Origin of the sequence: Roseovarius azorensis, assembly GCF_900109455.1 — a bacterium.
Lineage (GTDB): Bacteria > Pseudomonadota > Alphaproteobacteria > Rhodobacterales > Rhodobacteraceae > Roseovarius > Roseovarius azorensis.
On the sequence record NZ_FOAG01000018.1, the window covers coordinates 1 to 14425 of the forward strand.

Annotated in this window: 16 protein-coding genes and 1 tRNA gene; 9 read left to right on the forward strand and 8 right to left on the reverse strand. The window is 61.9% G+C overall.

Annotated features, from left to right (window positions below; genetic code table 11):
• From BSG08_RS19610 to BSG08_RS17695, 5 genes are all read left to right on the forward strand, one after another.
• Positions 1-222 (forward strand): hypothetical protein (locus BSG08_RS19610; RefSeq protein WP_217649910.1); only part of this gene is annotated, 222 nt, incomplete at its 5' end.
• 54 nt (positions 223-276) lie between these two features.
• Entirely contained in the window at positions 277-2733 is a 2457-nt protein-coding gene (locus tag BSG08_RS17680; protein WP_093039173.1) for a heavy metal translocating P-type ATPase, read from the forward strand.
• Complete coding sequence (gene cueR / locus BSG08_RS17685) at positions 2730-3116, forward strand: Cu(I)-responsive transcriptional regulator (RefSeq protein WP_093039174.1); 387 nt, start codon at positions 2730-2732, stop codon at positions 3114-3116. Before BSG08_RS17680 ends, cueR begins: the two co-directional genes overlap by 4 nt.
• A 108-nt stretch (positions 3117-3224) precedes the next feature.
• Entirely contained in the window at positions 3225-3485 is a 261-nt protein-coding gene (locus BSG08_RS17690; RefSeq protein ID WP_093039175.1) for a hypothetical protein, read from the forward strand.
• A 95-nt stretch (positions 3486-3580) separates the two neighbouring features.
• A complete protein-coding gene (locus BSG08_RS17695; protein WP_175544820.1) occupies positions 3581-3982 on the forward strand; it encodes a helix-hairpin-helix domain-containing protein in 402 nt (133 codons plus the stop codon).
• Positions 3983-4041: 59 nt separating this feature from the next.
• Here BSG08_RS17695 and ggt read toward each other — a convergent pair whose 3' ends face one another.
• From ggt to BSG08_RS17710, 3 genes are read right to left on the reverse strand one after another with little or no spacing between them, the layout of a single operon-like run.
• Positions 4042-5814, reverse strand: coding sequence for a gamma-glutamyltransferase (gene ggt / locus BSG08_RS17700; RefSeq protein ID WP_093039177.1), 1773 nt, complete (start codon positions 5812-5814; stop codon positions 4042-4044).
• Between the two features lie 11 nt (positions 5815-5825).
• Complete coding sequence (locus BSG08_RS17705; protein ID WP_093039214.1) at positions 5826-6938, reverse strand: THUMP domain-containing class I SAM-dependent RNA methyltransferase; 1113 nt, start codon at positions 6936-6938, stop codon at positions 5826-5828.
• A 39-nt stretch (positions 6939-6977) separates the two neighbouring features.
• Positions 6978-7964, reverse strand: coding sequence for a 2-hydroxyacid dehydrogenase (locus tag BSG08_RS17710; protein ID WP_093039178.1), 987 nt, complete (start codon positions 7962-7964; stop codon positions 6978-6980).
• Between the two features lie 116 nt (positions 7965-8080).
• Here BSG08_RS17710 and BSG08_RS17715 point away from each other — a divergent pair, with 116 nt between their 5' ends.
• Both BSG08_RS17715 and BSG08_RS17720 read left to right on the forward strand, forming a co-directional pair.
• Positions 8081-8581: an SH3 domain-containing protein gene (locus BSG08_RS17715; protein WP_093039179.1), complete on the forward strand. Its 501-nt coding sequence runs from the start codon at positions 8081-8083 to the stop codon at positions 8579-8581.
• Positions 8582-8712: 131 nt separating this feature from the next.
• Positions 8713-8787, forward strand: a tRNA-Gln gene (locus BSG08_RS17720).
• A 904-nt stretch (positions 8788-9691) separates the two neighbouring features.
• On the opposite strand, the gene BSG08_RS17725 is transcribed toward BSG08_RS17720, so the two are convergent.
• From BSG08_RS17725 to BSG08_RS19855, 5 genes are all read right to left on the reverse strand, one after another.
• Positions 9692-10156, reverse strand: a complete 465-nt coding sequence (locus BSG08_RS17725) for a hypothetical protein (protein ID WP_093039180.1) — start codon at positions 10154-10156, stop codon at positions 9692-9694.
• Between the two features lie 362 nt (positions 10157-10518).
• A complete protein-coding gene (locus BSG08_RS19545; protein WP_175544821.1) occupies positions 10519-10692 on the reverse strand; it encodes a hypothetical protein in 174 nt (57 codons plus the stop codon).
• Entirely contained in the window at positions 10686-11972 is a 1287-nt protein-coding gene (locus BSG08_RS17730; protein WP_093039181.1) for a DUF6538 domain-containing protein, read from the reverse strand. Before BSG08_RS17730 ends, BSG08_RS19545 begins: the two co-directional genes overlap by 7 nt.
• An 85-nt stretch (positions 11973-12057) precedes the next feature.
• On the reverse strand, positions 12058-12243 hold the full coding sequence (locus BSG08_RS17735; protein ID WP_093039182.1) for a hypothetical protein: 186 nt from the start codon (positions 12241-12243) through the stop codon (positions 12058-12060).
• Positions 12244-12246: 3 nt separating this feature from the next.
• Positions 12247-12381 (reverse strand): hypothetical protein, encoded by a 135-nt coding sequence (locus BSG08_RS19855; RefSeq protein ID WP_281248308.1) that lies wholly within the window; start codon positions 12379-12381, stop codon positions 12247-12249.
• A 182-nt stretch (positions 12382-12563) separates the two neighbouring features.
• Between BSG08_RS19855 and BSG08_RS17740 the strand changes: the two genes are divergently transcribed.
• Complete coding sequence (locus BSG08_RS17740; protein WP_139274592.1) at positions 12564-12827, forward strand: hypothetical protein; 264 nt, start codon at positions 12564-12566, stop codon at positions 12825-12827.
• A gap of 185 nt (positions 12828-13012) precedes the next feature.
• Positions 13013-14371, forward strand: coding sequence for an ATP-dependent Clp protease proteolytic subunit (locus BSG08_RS17745; protein ID WP_093039184.1), 1359 nt, complete (start codon positions 13013-13015; stop codon positions 14369-14371).
• Positions 14372-14425 lie beyond the last annotated feature (54 nt).

The window sequence follows — 14425 nt, forward strand, 5'->3', positions numbered from 1 at the left end:
TTCGAGCCTCGCAGACCGTCACAGAAAAACCAAAACAGCCCGTCCGACATACACGACAACACCAAAGCGCCGCCGGTGAAGCGCTATTTACGGATGCCTCCCGAGAGTCGCAAGTGCTTTTTTCGAAAAAGGCGCAATTTTCCGCACAAGCCGGCGCCGTTCCTGTCTCGGCCCGAAAAACAAGGTGTCCGCAGCTCGTTGTTTATGGATTTTCTCTCTTGACCTTCCAGTGACTGGAATCTTTATGTGAGCAGGCAGCAAGCCAGGGAGACCCGCATGCCGCCCGCAACATTGAGAATCGAACTACAGGGAATGAGCTGCGCCAGCTGCGCCGGAAGGGCAGAGCGGGCGCTCGGCGAGGTTGCAGGGCTGCGCGACATCTCGGTCAATTTCGCCAATGGCCAGGCGCAGATGGTACTGGACGGCGCCCGTGCTGCGGATATTGCCGAGGCGCTGCGCGCCGCGAATTACCCCGCGCGCGAAGAAACAGTGCGTCTGAGCGTCTCGGGGCTGAGCTGTGCGTCCTGCGTGGGGCGGGCCGAGGCGGCACTGAACGCCCTGCCCGCCGTGCTGGAGACGCATGTCAATCTGGCCACGGAATCGGCAAAGGTGCGCTATCTTCCGGGTCATACCGATGCGGGCGCGCTTGCGCGAGCCCTGACCGAAGCGGGCTATCCCGCGCGCGTCGAACAGGAGAGTGGCGAGGATCAGGCCACCCGCCGCAGCGCAGAGATTGCCCATGCCCGGCGGCAGGTCCGGATCGCCACTCTGCTGACGCTGCCGGTCTTTGTGCTGGAAATGGGCAGCCATGTGATCCCAGGGATGCACGCGCTGATCATCGAGACGATCGGCATGGGCACCTCGTGGCTGGTGCAATTCCTGCTGACCACGGCGATTCTGCTCTGGCCGGGGCGGCAGTTCTATCGGCTGGGCGTTCCGGCGCTGATCAGGGCGGCACCGGACATGAACAGTCTCGTGGCGCTCGGGGCCACGGCGGCCTGGCTCTATTCGTCGGTGGCGCTGTTTCTGCCTGACCTGCTGCCTGCGGGCACGCGCACCGTCTATTTCGAAGCGGCGGCGGTGATCGTGACGCTGATCCTGATGGGACGCTGGCTGGAGGCGCGGGCCAAGGGGCGCACGGGAGCCGCGATCCAACGGCTGATCGGGTTGCAACCCGCGACGGCGCGAGTGGAACGCAAGGGCGCGATCATCGAGATACCCATTGATGACGTGACCCTTGGCGATCTCCTTCATCTGCGCCCCGGCGAACGGGTGGCGATTGATGGCGAGGTGACAGAGGGCACGTCCTATATCGACGAATCGATGATCACCGGAGAACCGGTGCCAGTGCTCAAGGGGCCTGGCGACGCGGTTGTCGGGGGCACGGTCAACGGTGCGGGCGCACTGAGTTTCCGCGCCACCGCGGTGGGGCGCGATACGGTGCTGGCGCGGATCGTGGCGATGGTCGAAGAGGCACAGGGTGCGAAACTGCCGGTGCAGGCGCTTGCCGACCGGGTGGTACGGGTGTTTGTGCCGGTGGTGATTGCGGTGACCCTCCTGACGGTCACCGTCTGGCTGTTGGCCGGACCCGCACCGGCGCTGTCGCATGCGCTGGTGGCGGGGGTTTCGGTCCTGATCATCGCGTGCCCCTGCGCCATGGGGCTGGCCACGCCCACCTCGGTCATGGTGGGCACGGGGCGCGCCGCTGAACTGGGAGTCCTGTTTCGCAAGGGCGAGGCATTGCAGCGGCTCGACGAAGTGAGTGTAGTGGCGTTCGACAAGACCGGCACGCTGACGCTCGGGGCACCGACAGTGACCCGGATCGAGGCACTCCGGGGATTTGACGCCGAAACCGTGCTGCGACTGACCGCCGCCGCGCAAACCAAGTCCGAGCATCCGATCGCCCGCGCGATCGAGAGCGAGGCAGCAGCCAGGGGGCTGGACCTGCCATTGGCAGAGGATTTCCAGGCAATTGCGGGCCACGGGATAACCGCGCGGGTCGAAGGCCATGTGCTGGTGATTGGCACGGCGCGATTGCTGGCGCGTGAAGGGATCAGGGTCGATGTATTGAAACCGGTAGCTCAGGAACTGGCAGACGCCGGCCAGAGCGCGATTCACGTCGCGATCGACGCGCGCATCGCCGCTGTGCTGGGCATCGCCGACGCGGTCAAACCGAGCAGCCGAGCAGTAGTTGACGCGCTGCATGCCAGAGGGCTCAAGGTGGCGATGATTACCGGCGATGCAACCGCCACCGCCCGTGCAATCGCCCGCGAACTGGGCATCGACCATGTCGAGGCCGAGGTGCTGCCCGAAGGCAAGGCGACCGCCGTCAGCGCCTTGCAGGAGCGGTTTGGCGCGCTGGCCTTTGTCGGCGACGGGATCAACGATGCCCCCGCTCTGGCGCAGGCGGATGTAGGCGTTGCAGTGGGCACCGGCACCGATGTGGCCATCGAGACGGCGGATGTTGTCCTGATGTCCGGGGATCTAGTGGGTGTGGTCAACGCTCTTGATCTGTCGCGCCGGACGCTGCGCAACATCCGGCAAAACCTGTTCTGGGCTTTCGCTTATAATACGGCACTCATTCCCGTGGCGGCGGGGGCGCTCTATCCGGCAACCGGCCTGATGCTTTCGCCGATCCTGGCGGCGGGGGCAATGGCGCTGTCGTCGGTTTTCGTGCTCAGCAATGCGCTCAGGCTACGGACAGTGCAACCCGTGATGGAGATAGAAAAATGAACATTTCCGATGCGGCCAGACATACCGGCGTTCCTGCCAAGACGATCCGTTACTACGAAGAGATCGGACTGATCCGACCAGTGCGCGACACCAATGGCTACCGCATCTTTCGCGAGACGGACGCACACAAGCTGGCCTTTCTGGGCCGTGCACGCGCCCTTGGCTTTTCCATCGAGGATTGCCGGACGCTGCTGGCACTTTACGAGGATCAGGACCGTGCCAGCGCCGATGTCAAACGTCTGGCCGAGGAGCATCTGGCCCAGATCGACGACAAGATCGCACAGCTTCAGTCCATGCAGGCGACTCTGCGCCACCTCGTACGAGAGTGCGCAGGCGATAACCGGCCCGATTGTCCGATCCTGCGGGATCTGGCGAAAGGGTAGCACTTCGTTTCTGCAAAGCCTCCCATGCGGGAATGGTACCATGCAACGCAATGTATATACAATGCATATGCGTCATGATAAACTGTGCCATAACAGAAGATAGATCGAATGCCCGAGCGCTCCAGTAGTGGAAAAGAACGCAAGGACGGCCAGTTGGTCATCCGCATAAAGAAGGCGGAGCGCCACGAATTCATTGATCTCTGCGATGTGCTCGACACAAGTGCAGCCCGTGAAATCCGAAAATTCATTCGTGACTTCATCCTGTCTCACGCAGATCCTGCCAACAACATCGGCGGGCCTGATCTGACAGCAGATGAACAACCACAGAGGAGGTCCGCAAAGAAGGTCAAGCGTTCGAAGAAGAAGTGAACGGAACGGGGCTGAAAGGTATCAGCGGAAAGCGATCCGCCGGACTGTCGCCAGCCCGAGACATATTACAAACACCCATAGGACAGGACTTAAACGTGGCACCCATAGACAACATTCGCGGCATTGGCCCTGCGACACTCGCCGGTCTGGCAGAAATCGGGGTAACCAGCACAAAGGCGCTCGCCGCATCCGACGTGGCACGCCTTACCCGTGTGCGCGGTATCAGCGCCGCCCGCGCCGAAACGTATATTGCGGCAGCAAAGCAGATGTCCGCAGGCACGGCTGCACCCAGCGCGGATCCGGCGCCGGACGATGGCGGTAGACCTGTCGTGAAACCGAAGAAATCCAAGGCGGACAAGAAATCCGGCAAGAAGAAAAAGACCACCAAGGCAAAAGCCGCCGACAAGGCAAGGGTCTCGGTGAAAAAGACGAAGGAGACAAAGAAAAAGAAGGCGGACAAGGCAAAAGCCAAAAACGGGAAAAAGGCGAAGAAATAGACCGCTGGCCCTCGGACTTGTCGCCTCGGCGCCGCAAGGACCAGCGAGCAGGGATACCCCTATTCGCCATAGGCCAGCCCCTCGCGGCGCGGGTCGGCCCCGCCCTGCAGGCGCTCGCCCACGGCGATCACATGCAGGCCCGAGGTAAGATCGGTTTCCTTTACCTCATACCCCAGCGCGCGCAATGGGTTTGCAAGGCCCCCCGCCCCGGCTTCCAGATCATAGGGTCCGAAACGGTTGACCAGATGCGGCAGGGCCACGGCCTCTTGCGCATCCATCCCCCAGTCGACCCAGGCGATGATGGTCTTCGCCACATAGCCGATGATCCGGCTGCCGCCCGGACTGCCAAGGATCAGAACGGGTTGCCCGTCCCGCCGCAGGATCGTCGGCGCCATCGACGAGCGCGGGCGCTTGCCCGGCTCCACCCGGTTGGCGATTGCGTGGCCGTCCTCGTGGCTGACAAAAGAGAAATCGGTGAGTTCGTTGTTCAGCAGAACCCCCCGCACCATCAGGCGCGAGCCAAAGCCATTCTCGATCGTCGTGGTCATCGACAGCGCGTTGCCATAGGTGTCGGCAATCGAGATATGCGAGGTCGATGGCAGTTCGAGTGACCGGTCATCGGCCCGGATCAGCGCGTGATCGAATTCCGGATCGCCGGGCGCCACCTCGGGCAGGGCGTCATCCCCCCTGAGCAACTCGGAACGCGCGCGCAGATAGTTGGGTGCAAGCAGCCCTTTGAGAGGCACCGGCACATAGTCGCTATCGGCCAGATAGCGGCCCCGGTCGGCAAAGGCCAGACGGCTGGCATCGCCGATCAGCCGCCATGCCTCGGGGCTGTCCGGGCCAAGGGCGGGCAGATCGAACGGTTCCAGCAACCCCAGTATCTGTCCCACCGTCGTTGCCCCGGACGAGGGCGGGCCCATGCCGCAAACCTCATGACCGCGATAGGGTGTGCAGACAGCCGCGCGCTCCTTGACCTGATAGATCGCCAGATCCATCTCGCTCAGAACCCCGGGATTGCCCGGCGCGGTCTGCACATGCGCCACGATATCCGCCGCGATATCGCCGGTGTAGAACACGTCCACGCCCTCTTCTGCCAGCCTGCGCAGCGTGTCGGCATAATCGGGATTGCGCAGGATCTGACCGCTCTGCAACGGTTTTCCCCCGGGCAGGAAATAATCGCGGGTGTCGGCAAAGCGCGACAGATGCGTCGCATCCTCCGCGATCTGCCCCGCCAGACGCGGACTGACCGCGAAACCCTCTTCCGCCAGCCGGATCGCATCCGCAAACAGTCCTGGCCACCCGGCCCGGCCCCAACGGCCATGCGCCTCAGCCATCAGCGCAGGCGTGCCCGGCGTGCCCACCGACAGCCCGCCGACGACCGCATCAAAGAACTGCAACGGCTGTCCGCCTTCATCCTGAAAGAGCCGTGGCGTCGCCGCCAGCGGGGCCGTTTCGCGCCCGTCAAGCGTAGTGATCTCACCGCTTGCCCCGTCATGCCAGACCAGGAATGCCCCGCCGCCCAGACCAGAGCTTTGCGGCTCCACCAGGCCCAGAACCGCCTGCACCGCCACCATCGCATCCGCCGCCGTGCCGCCCGAGGCAAGCACCCTGGCCCCGGCCTCGACCGCCAACGGATGCGCGGCGGCGATCATCCAGTTTCCGGCCTCGACCGGACGGCCGTTCGCCTTGGCCTCTGCCGAATCCGCCAGCATCGGCGGAACCGACAGGACCCCGACCCCAGCCCCCTCTGGCGCGACCGCATCGGCAGCCTGTTGCGCGAGAGCGGGCAAGGCGCAGAACAATCCGAAAAGCAGAACGATCGCGCGCATCAGTGCCTCCTCTACAATGGACCGGTGCGCCAGAGCGTCACCTTCAGCCCACCATGCGCCACCGGCGGGCCGGGTGGCAAGAAGGGCAGGCCCGTTGCCCTGGCCAGCCCGCCATCGCTGGTCACAAGACCCACCCGCCAGCCCCTCATCTCGCGCCTGAGCACCTCGCCCAGGGCAGCATAGAGACCGAAGAGCAGTTTTCGATTACCAATCCGCGCGCCATAGGGCGGATTGACCATCACAAGACCCGGCGCGCCTTCGGGGCGCGTCAGCGCGCTCACCGACTGACAAGTGAATTTCGTGAGCGCCGCCACCCCGGCCCGCGCGGCATTCGCGCCTGCCATGCGCACCGCGCCCGCATCCCGGTCCGATCCGTAAAATCTGAGGGGTGTATCGCGCGGCGGGCGCGGGGTCTGCATCGCCTGCCATGCCTCAGCATCGAACCCGGCCAGATCCTCGAACGCAAAGCGCCGCGCGCGCCCGGGCGGCAGCCCCACAGCGATCTCTGCCGCCTCGATGACAAAGGTGCCGGAGCCGCACATCGGATCAAGCACCGGCTCTGCCCCGTCATAGCCGCATTGCCGCAGGAACAGCGCCCCCAACGTCTCGCGCATGGGCGCCTTGCCGACCGCCTCCTTGTAGCCGCGCCGGTGCAGCGGCTCGCCCGAAGTGTCTAGGCTGAAAGTGACCAGATCGTCTTCGATCCGCGCCATCAGGCGTAGCGTGGCGTCCTCGGCAATGGGCGCGCCAAGCGTCTCGGTGATCGCCCTGGCAATCCGCTCTGTTGCCGCGCCCGCATGATAGATCTTCGACTTGCGACAGGTTGCCTCGATACGCAGCGGCACATCGGGCCGCAGATACGCGGCCCAGTCGAATTTGCGCGCGCGTTTGTCGAGTTGCGCAAGATGAAGCGCGCGGAACGACCCGATCCGCGCCAGCACGCGCCCCGCACCCCTGAGTTCCAGGTTGGCGCGCCAGACATCCGTCCACTGCCCCGTTAAACCCGCTCCGCCCGGCACGGCGGTCACCGGGCCGAAACCCATTTCGCGCGCCTCATCGGTCAGCACTTCCTCGAGCCCCGGCGGGGCGGCAAGGAAAATCTCGAAACGATCCGATCTGCTCATCGCGCCGTCATAGAGCCATGTGCAGCCAAAGGCGAGCAATCAGAGCATCGACGGGACAACCTGATCGGGTGGACGGTGCCCGTCATCAAAGGTCTTTATGTTGATGATCACCTTTTCCCCCATCTCGATGCGCCCCTCCACCGTGGCCGAGCCCATATGCGGCAGGAGAACCACGTTCTTCAACTCACGCAGGCGCGGATTGATCTCAGCCCCATGCTCATAGACATCCAGCCCCGCGCCGGCGATCTCACCGGCACGCAGCATCCGGGTCAGTGCGTTCTCGTCGATCACCTCGCCGCGCGAGGTGTTCACGATCACCGCTTCCGGCTTCATCAGTTTCAGCCGCCGCGCATTCATCAGATGAAAGGTCGAGGGCGTATGCGGGCAATTGACGCTGATCACATCCATCCGCGCCACCATCTGATCCAGACTCTCCCAATAGGTGGCCTGCAGGCTCTCTTCGATCTCGGCCCGCAACCGGTGTCGGTTGTGGTAATGGGTCTGCATGCCAAACGCCGCCGCACGCCGCGCCACCGCCTGACCGATCCGCCCCATGCCCAGAATGCCCAGACGGCGCCCGGCCACACGCCCCCCCAGCAGCGCCGTCGCAGACCAGCCGCGCCACTCGCCCGACTGCATCACGGCCAGCCCTTCGGGCAGGCGACGCGTCACGCTCAGAATGAGCGCCATGGTCATGTCCGCCGTGTCATCGGCCGAAACACCGGGCGTATTCGATACCAGAATGCCGTGCTGACGTGCCGTCCCGACGTCGATGTGATCCACCCCCGCGCCGTAATTGGCGATCAGTTTCAACCGGTCGCTGGCCTGCGCAATCAGCCCCGCGTCAATCCGGTCCGACAGCGTTGGCACCAGCACATCCGCCTGTCGCATGGCCTGCGCCAGCTCTGTCCGGCTCATCGGTTCGTCACTGTCGCGCAGCGATACATCGAACAACTCGCGCATCCGTTTCTCGACCGGCTCGGGAAGGCGTCGCGTAACGACAACACTCAGGCGTGCAGATGGCATGAAGCCCCTCCTTGTGCTTTGCAATTCCAGCGCGTTGCTGCCAGAGTGGCGCAGGATAGAGCGGGGCACAAGAACCCCCTTGCAGTTTGACGGGCATTAAGTCGGGCATTACTCGAATGACAGCGATGAAATCAGGCCTTGCGGCCCTTGCGTTCCTCTTGTGCCTGGGTGCCGCCGCTGGTGCGCAGGAACGTGGGCCGGTAACCAACCTTCCGCTGCCGCGCTATGTATCGATGAAGGCGGCAGAGGCAAATGCGCGCCGTGGTCCCAGCCTGACACATCGTATCGACTGGGTCTTTCAACGCCGCGACATGCCGCTCCAGATCACGGCGGAACACGGCCACTGGCGACGGGTACAGGACCGCGACGGTGCCGGAGGATGGGTCCATTACTCGCTCTTGTCCGGCGTGCGCACCGCGATCGTCGAGACGGAAATGCTTGACCTTCGAACCAAACCCGATCCTGCGGCGATGGTGGTAGCGCATCTGGAACAGGGCGTTATTGCACGGCTGGATAAATGCAGCCCCGAATGGTGTGCAATCTCTGCGGCAGGATACAAGGGCTGGGCGCGAAAATCGGCGCTCTGGGGCGTTCTGGCGGACGAGACCCTCGAATAACTGCCCCGGACCGACAGGTTCTGACCACCGCGTGCCCGGAAAACCGGGCCGGGCATTACCCCCCGCCCCCCCAAGATTTTTTGCATCCGCTCTTGAACCGCGCCCAACTCCAGAGTAATTACGCCCCACGTTGGGGTGTGGCCAAGTGGTAAGGCATCGGTTTTTGGTACCGTGTACCGTAGGTTCGAATCCTACCACCCCAGCCAACACCACCTCGATCAACCTCCTAACACCTCGGAGACCAGAACTGGCTCTGAAGTGCCCCGGAGAGTGCCCCACCCCAGAGCTTGGGGAGACCCGCCTAGGATCAACCCCGGTCACCCAAGGACACGAACAACAGGTGGTCCGGGGGGGAGGACAAGGGAATAGGTATAAGTAATGGAGAAGGAGAAGGAGGGATCAGGTTGGTGGTTCCTCTTCCTCAGTCAGTAGTCTCTCCCCCCCTCCTCTTCCTTCCTTCCTTCTTCCCTTCCTCAACCCCTGAACACCACCTCCGCCAGTGGCCCGTAGAGGTCGAGGAGACACGGTCACGGTAGCCGAGGATCAAACCCGTTCGCCATGTACTCCCAGTCATCACGCTTGTTATCGGCCTGAGAGCCTAACAACAGGTGGTCCGGGGGGAGAAGAAGGAGGATAGAGAGGTTGGATTGAAAGGTTGAGGAGGAGGGATAACCCTACTTGTCCAACTTGTCATTACTCCCCTTGTCCTAACCCCCGAAGCTTACCCACCCTCCTAGGACAGACAAGAGACAGTACGCCCCATCCTGTCCTCCCAAGCGGCCTTCCGAGCCAGATACCCGTCACATCGGATCACCCGCTCGTCCCGCCACTCTTTGAGATCCGCCCGCTTGTCAGCGTCGATCTCATCCAGCCCTATACCGACAGACGACGACGGCAGCGCACGTCCCACGGGCCAGAGCGTGCTGTGGGGTATAGCAGGCGACCGCCTTGATACCCATGTGTCCACTCTGTGTGATAAACAAAGAGTGGTGGAGGTGGCCCCCCGACGCAGCCGAAGCCACGCCGGAGGGAGTCCTTCTCTGAAGGCAACCTATCCCGTTACCAGCGGATCGTCCGATAAGGTGACTCAGCCGTCCACGAAACAAACCGTTAATTTTCTTGTGGTTCTATTTCCGCGTTGCACTCCGGCACGTAGCCAAGCACCGTTTCCGGCGCTGGGCGCATGATCTCGGGGAGGTCTTGTAGAACTTCATCCACAACCTCAGCCGTTAACGCGGCCACTTCGCAGGCGTACTGCTCGCGCGTCCCGCCCGGATTCTGCTCTTTCCACTCGCGATAGTCCTGCTTCTCGAAGTAGAAGATTGCACCGGCACCCGCAAAGGGAACGTCGACGATCGCCCTCCTTAGCCGGGCCTTAGCCTTTGTTTTTGCGACAGCCCTCGCCAGTTGCTTTCGATGCGCGACCGCCGTGGCCGCTGCATTGGCAGTCATTGTTACGACCGTGGTTGCCATCTGTATCGCCCAGAGGCCCGCCGCAATCGTGGTGGACACCAGTGCGAAGCTAAGCCATCCGAGGAACACAACATTCCTGAACGAGCGAAAGATTTTCGCCATGAGAAGCCTTACTTTTCTGAGGGAAACCCCGGCCAACTCTCGCCAGCCGAATCCGTTCTCTCAGGGCAGCCTACGCGCGACGACGTAATCCGCCAACCATTGTCTGTATGCTCCCGGTCCAGGAGGTCCTGCTGACGGGCGTCAAGGCGTTCCACGCTTTCGGTTTAGATGCTGCCTCCGGAACCAAGAGACCACCCAGAGAGCACCAGAGTGGCACGAGGGCAGGTCTAGGGCTGTAGGGCTAAGGGGGGGTATAGCAGACAGCGACCCGTGCCCTCCTGAGCCCGCTCTGCGACAGAGAGAAAAAAAGAGTGGTGGAGGTCCCCCCGACGCAGCCGAAGCCACGCCGGAGGGGTTCGTTCTCAGGGTAACCTACGCGCCACGACGTAGTCCGCCAACCACTGCCAGTACTGATCCCGGTCCCGGAACCCCTGCTGACGCGCCGCAAGGTCCTCCGCCGCCGCCCGAGACAGACCACCGTCGTACTCAGCGATGGCCGCCCGCTCCTCGAACGCCTCGATTTCCGGTATCAACATGACGGCAACCGGATCTGGTCGATGATCCCCCGCTTCTGCTCGTCGGAGATGCCCGCCGAGTAGATGCCGTAGGTGAGGCCGTTCTCCGACCGTGCGGACTTGTGGCCGACCAAGGACGCGGTGAAGTGCTCCGGCACACCCGTGCGCTCACACTGGGTGATGAACCACTTGCGGGTAGAGTGGAACACTAGACCGGGCCGTTCAAGGTTGAGGCGTGTCCGAAGGTCAGCGAACCGCTTGGTCACCGTGTTCACCGAGAGATCAGGAAACAGCGGCCCCTCGGACGGCAGGTTGCCGAGCAACGGCTCCAACGCGGAGTGCATCGGCACCAACCGTTCGGCGGCGTCGGTCTTGAGTTCCCGCAGAGCGTTCGGGCGGACGTGGACGAACCGGCCAAGGTTGCCCTTCCGAACCAGATCATCACGCAGCAACCCGACCGCCTCCCCGGACCGCATTCCAGTCAGGAGGCAGAAGAGCAGCGGGACGTGGAGCAACGGGTCACGCGCAGCCAGTATCGTCCGCACCTCGTCGTCGGTCGGCACTGCGTAGGGGGCGGGTTTGACCTTGCCCTCGAAGCGGACCGTTCGGAACGGGTTCTGCTGGAGGTGTCCCTCGTAGACTGCCCAGTCGAGGAAGTGGTTCACCTGCGACCAGATGCGTTTGCGGGTTCGGGCCGAGATGCGACCGTTGCGCCGGTCGGACCAGCGAACGAGTTGCTCCAGCGACTTTCGCCGGGTGTCCGGCCCCTTTCCGATGAGCGGAGACAGCCGCGCGATCAGACCGAGAAACTCCCGACCGTCGTCACGGCTCAGCGCGGTCACCCGCCGGTCCGAGAACTTCGACGTGAACAGACCCACCGAGTACCGAACGCTCTTGAATCCACCCCACCGAAGCTCACCCCCACGCAGAGTCAGGTAGGTGCGTGACAGTTCGTCCACCGTCGGTGATCGGGTCTTCCCCGGGAACGAAACCGGCCCAGAGGCCTCCAGAGTGCACCGGAGAGCAACGAGAGCGGCGTTTGATGGGGTGGCCCATGCAACGGTGTCACCGGCTCTCTCTGCGTCACTCAGGACGTCCTCGGCCCCGGAGCGAACCTTGCGAACCAGTTCCTCGTACCTGGCGTTCACCTCGGCGGCGCGAGCGCGGGCGGTCTTGACGTCGCCGGTCTTCAGCGACTGTTTCAGGGCGCGCGAGCCCAGCAGGGGCGCGACCTCCTTCGGGTAGTTCCGGCGGTAAAGCCAGGTCTGCCCCTTGAGATAGGCGTACTTGATGTCGGACATGACTACTCCTTCCCGGGAGAGTGCCCCGGGGTCATTTCGGTATTGCGATGAAAAGAATGGTGTTCAGGCGCGAGCTGGGATGTTTCTAATCCTTGCCAGCGATGCCCTTGATGAGGTCCAGCGGTGGCTCGCCGTAGCTTCCGGCGAAGGGGCCGGTCAGGGCCTCGCCAGTCACGCGGTCTTCCTCGACCGTGTCGACCATGAACAGGTGTTCGGGGACGTCATCGAAGGCTCGGATGACGACCACGGTGCCGGGGGTGAGATCGGTCATCGCTCAACTCACGAAAACCGACACGATCCAGACCAGCAGCAGCCAGCCCAGCAGTTCGTCACCACCACCGCCACCACCGGACCTGCGACGGGTGGTCTTCGTGGGTCCGAAGATCCACGCCAAGATATTGATAAGCATGATAAACCTCCTTGGTTGTTATCGTTATAGATACGGAGGTTTTCTCGGTTTGACGGGGGGTGATGACGCGCAAGATCGCGCAGTACGCGAGAGTTTCGTTGACGCTAGGGGTGGTATGGGGCTATATAGGGTGGCAAGGGGCGCATGGGCGCCCTGCTCAAGCCAACACAAGGAATGGAATCATGAGCATCGTTGAGGTCCGCGACCATGCCCTTTGGGCAAAACATATTCATGGGAATGAGCAACTGAAGAACAAGATCCTTGGCCTGTCACAAGGAAAAATCATCGAACTTGTTGTCGATGGTTGGCGAGGAACGTGGGTGAAAATGGACGACGGCACAGATGGAAGACCAACACCTGGCCTCAAAGCCGTGGGAACCGCTCGGCAGAAATGGCACGAGATGAATGAACAGCGCGGTTCTATAGTCTCGATTCAGGAAGCATAGTTGTCATCAGAGGTGCGAGTGGTAGCGGCTTCGGGAAACGCTCAATGCTCAGATCACCCTTCCCGACCGATCCACACTATGACGTAAAGGCCTTGGAATTGCGTCTTGTCCAGAACATGCGCGGGCAGATAGTCTCCTGGCATGTCGCGCCCGAGGCCAGCCCGAAGAACAGTTGATGATTTCAAATGAATGATGGTTCCCTGCTCGATACTTTCAGAAGGCAGAAGCGGCACCGCTTTTCAGCATGCTCGTTTTTCTTCCACGTATTTCTTCTCTTGCAGCTAACGGCGGCGACTGCAGCGAACATATCGTTCGAGGATAGTTATCTTGGCCCGTTTGGCAGATCTGTACATGTGCATGTCGACGGAGAACTTCGGACTGGCGACACAAATCAAATCCGAGAATTCGTCGGCGCATTGCGCTACTCAGACGATCTTCGCATCCACGTCAACTTTAATTCCCCTGGAGGTTCGCTCGCTGAAGGGCTCGAAATTGGCCGTTACCTTGCCTCTCTGCCCGTCACTGTAACGACCAGCGTATCACGAGAGGAGGGCCAAGCCGGAGAATGCGCGTCTGCGTGCGTTTTTGCCTACATTGGAGGACACTATCGATACCTCGGCAAGGACTCACGGATAGGCGTGCATCAGTTCTATCTCGGGGAGGACGCAAAGCTTTCAGCGTCTGAAGGGGTTGCCATCTCGCAGGTGATGGCAGGTGAAATCGTCACCTTTCTTGATGAGAACCGAGTGCGACCTGACTTTTTCAAAGTTATCTCGACCGTAGCACCTGATCAAATCCACTGGGTGCCGGAAACTGCTCTACGTGAATTCCGGGTGGTGACCGGCCCAATTTACGATCAGGCGACAGAGTTTCGGCACGTTGATGGCCATTACTACCTACGCCTCTGGCAACAAAGCTACTATGGCGAGAGCAAGATGATTGCTACTTGCGCAAACCCGGGGGAGATGGTTTTTTCATCTTACATTCAGCCGGCGGACATTCACAGTTTCGACCACCGAAACTACACGTTCGAGATCACGATCAATGGCGTGAGCATGCCGCCTGCGAGCTGGGAGCCCGGACCGCGCGACGCAAGATGGGCCGTTACCAGTTTGACGCTTCAGCAGTTCCAGCTTGATGCGCTGCGTTCTGCTTCGTCCTTTGGAGCAAGGCATGTTCACGAGAGCGGGGTGTTTCTCGGCTTTGAGTTCGCTCTCGAAGACAGCAGGCTAGCGGAATTGGTGGCGGGTTGCAGGCCACGAGTCGAGAACCAGAGCCAACCGATAACTTCGAAACCCCTGATGAGTAAACCAACACTTTTGGATCAACCAACTATCCTAAGAAACAACGACATCCCAGGCGGCGATTTCGATACGAAGGGCCTTCGGGAGATCAGCATCGATCAGTGCCATGAGGTTTGCCTTGGAATTGACCGGTGTATTGGGTTCTCCTGGGTAGAGCAAAGTGGGTGGTGCTGGCCAAAGCATACCATATCGAGCAGAGTCTCGAATACCGGAGTGACCAGCGTGATTATCCGCAGGTGAAACATTGGCGCCCAATTAGGGCCTTCCGTGGTTGCCGCCCGTAGTGCAAGAAGT